The organism is Salmonella sp. SG203, assembly GCF_013350575.1.
Taxonomy (GTDB): domain Bacteria; phylum Pseudomonadota; class Gammaproteobacteria; order Enterobacterales; family Enterobacteriaceae; genus Salmonella; species Salmonella enterica.
The window spans coordinates 1-6,991 of record NZ_SNMT01000050.1 but is presented as its reverse complement, the minus strand read 5'-3'; the positions used below and the strand labels follow the sequence as shown (position 1 = coordinate 6,991).

At 52.4% G+C, this 6,991-nt stretch carries 10 protein-coding genes; all 10 read left to right on the top strand.

What is annotated here, in order from left to right:
• A partial coding sequence (locus tag HV477_RS27385; RefSeq protein ID WP_175065511.1) for a phage holin family protein occupies positions 1-130 on the top strand: 130 nt, incomplete at its 5' end.
• Positions 130-744, top strand: a complete 615-nt coding sequence (locus tag HV477_RS27380; RefSeq protein ID WP_001075998.1) for a glycoside hydrolase family 19 protein — start codon at positions 130-132, stop codon at positions 742-744. The genes HV477_RS27385 and HV477_RS27380, both read left to right, overlap by 1 nt.
• Entirely contained in the window at positions 741-1,280 is a 540-nt protein-coding gene (locus HV477_RS27375; RefSeq protein ID WP_001050879.1) for a DUF2514 domain-containing protein, read from the top strand. Before HV477_RS27380 ends, HV477_RS27375 begins: the two co-directional genes overlap by 4 nt.
• A 42-nt stretch (positions 1,281-1,322) precedes the next feature.
• A complete protein-coding gene (locus HV477_RS27370; RefSeq protein WP_000495545.1) occupies positions 1,323-1,700 on the top strand; it encodes a hypothetical protein in 378 nt (125 codons plus the stop codon).
• Positions 1,701-1,796: 96 nt separating this feature from the next.
• A complete protein-coding gene (locus tag HV477_RS27365) occupies positions 1,797-2,024 on the top strand; it encodes a hypothetical protein (RefSeq protein ID WP_001070544.1) in 228 nt (75 codons plus the stop codon).
• Between the two features lie 89 nt (positions 2,025-2,113).
• Positions 2,114-2,866, top strand: a complete 753-nt coding sequence (locus HV477_RS27360; RefSeq protein ID WP_001118119.1) for a hypothetical protein — start codon at positions 2,114-2,116, stop codon at positions 2,864-2,866.
• Positions 2,832-4,253 carry a PBSX family phage terminase large subunit gene (locus HV477_RS27355; RefSeq protein ID WP_000204795.1) on the top strand — a complete coding sequence of 474 codons (1,422 nt, stop codon included), beginning with the start codon at positions 2,832-2,834 and terminating at the stop codon, positions 4,251-4,253. Before HV477_RS27360 ends, HV477_RS27355 begins: the two co-directional genes overlap by 35 nt.
• Positions 4,253-5,773, top strand: coding sequence for a DUF1073 domain-containing protein (locus tag HV477_RS27350; RefSeq protein WP_000266186.1), 1,521 nt, complete (start codon positions 4,253-4,255; stop codon positions 5,771-5,773). Before HV477_RS27355 ends, HV477_RS27350 begins: the two co-directional genes overlap by 1 nt.
• Before the next feature lie 40 nt (positions 5,774-5,813).
• Positions 5,814-6,503 (top strand): phage minor head protein, encoded by a 690-nt coding sequence (locus tag HV477_RS27345; protein ID WP_000552021.1) that lies wholly within the window; start codon positions 5,814-5,816, stop codon positions 6,501-6,503.
• Positions 6,500-6,991: DUF2213 domain-containing protein (locus HV477_RS27340; protein WP_175065698.1), on the top strand; the 492-nt coding region annotated here is incomplete at its 3' end. The genes HV477_RS27345 and HV477_RS27340, both read left to right, overlap by 4 nt.

The window sequence follows — 6,991 nt, the reverse complement described above, 5'->3', positions numbered from 1 at the left end:
TTTCCGGTTTGTTTTTGGTTTATATGAATCATCCCACTGGCTGGTGGTGATGGTGAATATCCTTATCTGCGCCGCTGTGCTGTGGGCTCGCGGTAATGTGGCGCGTCTGGTTGATGCTCTGAGGCACTGATGAATCAACAACAATTTCAGCAGGCGGCTGGTATTAGCGCCGGGCTTTCTGCGCGCTGGTATCCGTATATTACGGCGGCAATGAGCGAATTCGGTATCACTGCGCCACTGGATCAGGCCATGTTTATTGCACAAGCGGGACATGAATCAGCAGGATTTACTGTTCTGAAGGAAAGCTTCAATTATTCAGTGGAGGCGCTGAAGAAGACGTTTGGTAAACGCCTGACGCCGTATCAGTGCGAAATGCTGGGGCGTATTGATGGTCGCCAGGTTGCCCACCAGCCACAAATAGCCAATCTGGTTTACGGTGGCCGCATGGGTAACAAAGACGCCGGAGATGGCTGGAAGTATCGCGGGCGTGGGCTTATCCAGATTACCGGGCTGGAGAATTACACCAGATGTGGCGTTGCCCTGAAACTGGATCTGGTGGCGAATCCGGGACAGCTTGAACTGGAACGTCATGCCGCCCGATCCGCAGCGTGGTTTTTTGTGACTAAAGGGTGTCTGAAATATTCCGGCGACCTGGTACGTGTTACGCAGATCATCAACGGAGGGCAGAACGGCTTCGGCGATCGGCGAGAGCGCTTTGAGAAAGCAAAATCGGTGCTGGTATGAATCTGTTATCTGCTCTTCTGAAAAGATACTGGTTGCAGCTGGCGTTTATTTTGCTGATGGCTGGTGCGTTTATCGCCGGTAATGTCTGGAGTGACAGGGGCTGGCAAAAAAAATGGGCAGATCGCGACAGCGCTGAATCCTCTCAGGAAGTCAACGCCCAGACCGCCGCCCGTATTATTGAACAGGGCCGCATTATTGCCCGTGATGAGGCTGTGAAAGATGCACAAGCGCAAGCCGCTAAATCTGCTGCCACTGCTGCTGGCCTGTCTGCCACTGTTAGCCAGCTGCGTACCGAAGCAAAAAAACTTGCCACCCGCCTGGACGCCGCAAAGCACACCGCAAATCTTGCCGCTGCCGTCAGAAGCAAAACAGCCGGAGCCGACGCCACAGTGCTCGCCGACATGTTCGGAAGCCTTGCAGAAGAAGCTCAATATTATGCTGAGCGATCTGACGAAAGCTACCGCGCAGGAATGACGTGTGAGCGCATTTACAACTCGGTGAGAGAGTCAACCAACAATCCCATAGCTCCGCACTAGCGGGGCTTTTTGTTGTAACAAGAAGACGAAGAAGGAAATACTATGTTTACAGTTAAAACCATCATCAACGGTGTTACGCATATTTGTGAGCAGCCATCCATCTCGATAGCCAGGGCCGGTTCTGAAACGTTCGCAGATACTTTAAAACTTACTCATAACTCAGCCAGCCCGGACTTCGCATACTGGCTCCCGGCTATCTATGAAGATCCAGAAATGACCAAAGCGCTGCAGGAGGAAGAACTGGTTATTAGTGACCGTACTGATGTGCTGGATACTGATGCTATTGCTATCATTATTGAGGAATATCCGAGTGAAAATTTCCCCGGCGCGGGTGATGGCTGCCGTTACCAGTTCATCTATCCTGGCGACCAGGTTTACGTGATGAACTCTCACGGCTCGACCATCGAAACAGTGAAGTAGCCATTACAAAGCCTATCTACGGGTGGGCTTGATAAAGGCCTGTGGTGGACATATATACAAGTTGTGGTATGTAACCACTCATTTTGGGTAATAACTATGAATCAGGCTATTGAGCAAATTATTCACAGCTCTTTGAATAAAAACGAGCCAGGCGCTGGCGTTGGTTCTTCAGTTACAGCTAATGATATCATTGAAGGGGTAAGACCCTACTACCAAGCAGCGAGTGGGGCGGAGAAACTGTCTATTGTCGAAAGGCTAAACAAACTAAAAGTAGAGCCTGGTGTCCCGATCCCATCTAATATCGAACAGCTATTAAGTAATTGATAACAAGCCGCCTCCGGGCGGTTTTTATTGCCATCACAAATGCCACCTTCGGGTGGCTTTTTTAATGGCTTTAACCATAGGACAGCAACATGGCAAAACCGGACTGGGAGGCCATCGAGACGGCATACCGGGCCGGAATTATGAGCCTTCGCGACATAGGGGCGCTGTACGGCGTAACGGAAGGGGCGATAAGGAAGAAAGCAAAGAAGCTGGAGTGGGTACGCAAAAATAGTACGCAGGTACGCAAAAATGGTACGCAAAAAAACACGGTGCGTACCACGAGGAGGCCTGCCAGCTCCGGCGCAGTGCAAAAGCATTCGCGGCCAGAATCCGGACCTCCCGCAGATACGAAACCCGAAGCGGTACGCAAAAAGGTTGTCACTAATCATCCTCCTTTTCAGCCTGGTAATCAGTATGCACTGAAACATGGCGGTTACGCCCGGCGCCTTCTACTGAAAGATGAAGTTGTTGAGGATGCCAGAGCGCTGACGCTTGAAGATGAGCTCTTTCGGCTGCGGGCGAATAACCTGATGGCCGCCGAGAACATTGGTCGCTGGTTCACCCTGCTGGAGGATGCGGAGGAAGAGCAGCAGCGCAAAATTCTGATGGATAACATCAGCGCTGCCGAAAAGGCGATGATGCGTAACACCGTGCGCATTGAATCCATCGTTGGAACGCTGGCGACCGTTAGCAAAATACACGCCGACACTGATTATCGTTTGGCGGCTACTGATAAGGTATCTCTCGAGGCTGACAGGCTGCGACGTGATGCTGGTATTGATGATGGTAACGGAGAACGTGACCTGAATGACTTCTACGCCGATATCCAGACCGACGCTTAATCCGGCCCTGAGAAACTTCTGGACCACGCAGGCGCGAAATAAAGTGCTCTATGGCGGGCGGTCATCGTCAAAATCATGGGATGCAGCCGGATTTGCAATATTCTTGGCAAATAAATACAGCCTGCGTTTTTGCTGCGCTCGCCAGATCCAGAACAAAATTGAAGAATCGGTTTACACGCTTCTCAAAATTCAGATAGACCGGTTTGGCCTGCGGCATCGTTTCCGCATTCTGAACAACAAAATCATTAACCGGGTTACCGGCTCGGAATTTGTTTTTTATGGGTTATGGCGCAACATCGAAGAAATTAAGTCACTGGAGGGGATCGATGTGTTGTGGCTGGAAGAAGCCCATGCACTGACGGAATATCAATGGAAAATACTGGAGCCGACAATCCGTAAAGAGGGTTCAGAGTGTTGGTTTATTTTTAACCCTGGACTGGTCACCGATTTCGTGTGGCGTAACTTTGTGGTCGATCCGCCAGAAGATACGCTGATTCGCAAAATCAACTACGACGAGAATCCATTCCTTTCAGATACCATGCTGAAGGTTATCGATGCGGCAAGGCGTCGTGACCCGGAAGGGTTTGTGCATGTTTATGAGGGCGTACCAGAGTCTGATGATGATGCGGCAATTATTAAGCTTTCGTGGATTGAAGCGGCTGTTGACGCGCATAAGGTTCTGGATTTCGGTCCTGAAGGACGTAAGCGCATCGGTTTCGATGTCGCCGACAGTGGCGCGGATAAGTGCGCCAACGTCTACCGTTATGGCTCAGTTATCTACTGGGCCGATGAATGGAAGGCCAAAGAGGACGAGTTGCTGAAGAGTTGCCAGCGCACTTACCAGGCTGCAATGGAGCGCGATGCAGATATCGTTTACGACTCAATCGGTGTTGGCGCGTCGGCGGGCGCAAAGTTCTCGGAAATTAACGATGACCGGAAGCGTGAGAACGCATACGCGCGACGTGTGAATTACCAGCGGTTTAACGCCGGTGCAGGTGTGCATGAGCCAGATGACGAATACAACGGCATCCCCAACAAAGACTTTTTCGCAAATCTTAAGGCGCAGGCGTGGTGGCTGGTGGCTGACCGTTTCCGTAATACCTTTAACGCCGTGAACGCGGTGAAAAATGGAGAGGCGGGAGAGACATTCAGCGTCGATGAGTTAATCAGTATTGATTCCTCATGCCCTCTGTTGGAAAAGCTCAAGCTGGAACTCACCACGCCACACCGCGATTTTGACCGTAACGGTCGTGTAATGGTGGAAACCAAAAAGGAACTGGCGAAACGTGATGTTCCATCGCCGAACGTAGCTGATGCCTTCATTATGTCCTTTGCCCCGACGGTAATGCCTATCGTAATTTCTGATGATTTTATGGAGTGGATTTGATGTGGCTTTTTAAACGTAAAAAAACGGTGACACCGCCAGAAAGTCCGCCTGAACCACATCCGATGACGATCAGCGATGAGGTGGTTGCTGAGGCCGGACAAAAACCGCAGCGTGAATTTGTTCGCTATGAGCCACCGCCGGGAGTCATTCCCGAAGACATGCGCAATGCTGTACTGGCAATGGACTCGACTCCCTACGATACACTGAACAGCCAGTATCCTGATTTTGTGTACGGAGGATTTCCGGGCTATCCGTATCTGGCACTTCAGGCGCAGTTACCAGAGTACCGGCGCATGGTCAGTGTGATTGCCGAGGAGATGACCCGCAAATGGATAAAGGTTAAGGCGGTCGGGGTAGGGGACGACAGCCGCGCGCCGCGCATAGCGCAGCTTACTGATGCACTGGAGCGCTATAACGTACGGGATGCCTTCAGGCTGGCGGTGGAGCATGACGGCTTTTTCGGGCGAGGGCAAATTTATATCGATGTGCGTTCGCCATCGGGTATGTCGGCCTGGACTGACCCGGCGGAGCTGGAGTCCAGGCTGTTTATTTCCGACAAAAAAATCCCGAAAGGTTCCCTGCTGGGGCTTCGTATTATTGAACCCGTCTGGACGTATCCGGGTATGTATAACGCGGATAATCCGCTGAGTGATGATTTTTACCGTCCGTCCGAATGGTACGTAATGGGAAAAACGGTTCACGCCAGCCGCATGATTGATCTGATTTCTCGCCCGGTTCCGGACATGCTGAAGCCGGCCTATAACTTTGGCGGCCTGTCACTGGTTCAGATTGCCGAACCTTACGTCAATAACTGGCTGCGTACACGCGACAGCGTGGGCGATATGTTGCATTCGTTTTCGCTGAGCGGGATCATGACGGACATGAGCCAGGCGTTAACGGGGAAAAGGGACCCGAATTACGCAAAACGCGCGGAGCTGTTTAACCGTACCCGTGATAACCGCGGGTTGTTGATACTGGACAAAACGAAAGAAGAGTTTTTCCAGTTCAACACCCCTCTGAGCGGCCTCGACACCCTTCAGGCGCAGGCACAGGAACACATGTTCTTTGTCAGTGCCATACCGTCAGTAAAGTTCGCCGGGCTGAGTCCTACGGGACTGAACGCGTCGAGTGAGGGTGAAATCCGTGTGTTTTACGACACCATCGCTGCACTTGCCACTCGCCTTCTGAAGAAACCGCTGAAAAAGGTACTGGATATTATTCAGTTGTCTGAGTTCGGCGATATCGATCCTGATATCACTTTTGAATTTGAACCCCTGCATGAACTGACGCGCGAGCAACTGGCGAATATCCGTAAAACTGAAGCGGAAACAGATCAGATTTACGAGAGCGCCGGAGCGGTGACCAATAACGAGGTACGCGAACGGCTGGCTACTGCACCGGACAGCCCGTACAGCGGTATTGACCTGAGCGGAGAAATCGAAATTGACGACACCGAAGAAAATCCGCCGCAAGACCCGAACGCAGACCCTGAGACGGATTTCACCCAACGCGGGGATTGAGGCCTGGTACCGCAGACAACTGGATAATGCCGTCAGTGAGATGCACAACAGCGTGCTTTACTGGCTGCGGGCTGAGTACCGTAAAACAGACCTCGCGCAGGATGCGTCCCCCGTTAACCTGATGCGTGGAGCCATGCAACAACTTGCCAGGCGCTGGCAGAAAAGGTTTGACGAAATGGCCCTGCGGCTGGCGAGGCGGTTTGCCGGTGATGTTCTGAAAAACAGCGATGCGTCACTGTCCACTGCGCTCCGTGATGCCGGGTTTACGGTTCCTTTCCGTATGACAGCGGAGATGAACACCGCACTTCAGGCCAGCATCACGGAGAATGTGAACCTCATTCGCTCCATCCCGCAGCAACATCTCACCCAGGTGGAAACACTGGTCATGCAGTCTGTTAGCCGGGGGCGTGACCTGAAAACTCTGACCGATGAACTGGAAAAACGCTACGGCATCACACGACGGCGTGCGGCGCTGATTGCCCGCGACCAGAACAATAAAGCGACCTCGGTAATGCAGTCGGCCAGACAACGCTCGGTGGGCATCACTGAAGGTATCTGGCGGCATTCCCGCGCGGGTAAAACATGGCGCCCGTCGCATGTGAAGGCGAACGGTAAACGGTTTGATCTGCGAAAGGGGATGTTTCTGGATGGTAAGTGGGTACTGCCGGGCGAAGAAATCAACTGCAAGTGCGGCTGGGAGGCCGTTATTCCCGGACTGGAGAAAAGATGATTATTACCGAAATGCTGGCGTTTGACCGGGCATCGGTAAGGCAGTTCGATAAAGTAGGTCGCCTCCAGATTGAGCGCAGTAATCTCAGCAAGGCTAACGTCTGCGGTTATTTCGGGCATGAAATACCGGGGGCGGAAGCGCTGGGACTCGACCCTCAAAAACTTTATCAGCTTTACCGTGACCCCGATGAACTGCGCAAGGCAGTTTCAACCTTCAACAATATTCCCGTCCTGTGCCGACACAAACCCGATTATCCGGGCGCGCCCGCGCGCGAGTACCGGGTGGGGACGACTCATGCCAACGGCGAGTTTGACGGTACCTATCTGGTTAACGGCATGTCCATCTGGGACAACTCCGCCATCGCGGGGATAGAAACGGATGAACAACGGGAAATCTCATCGTCATATGCCTATGTGGCAGATATGACGCCGGGAACCACCCCCGACGGTGAACCGTATGACGGCGTTATGCGGAATATCGTGGGAAAT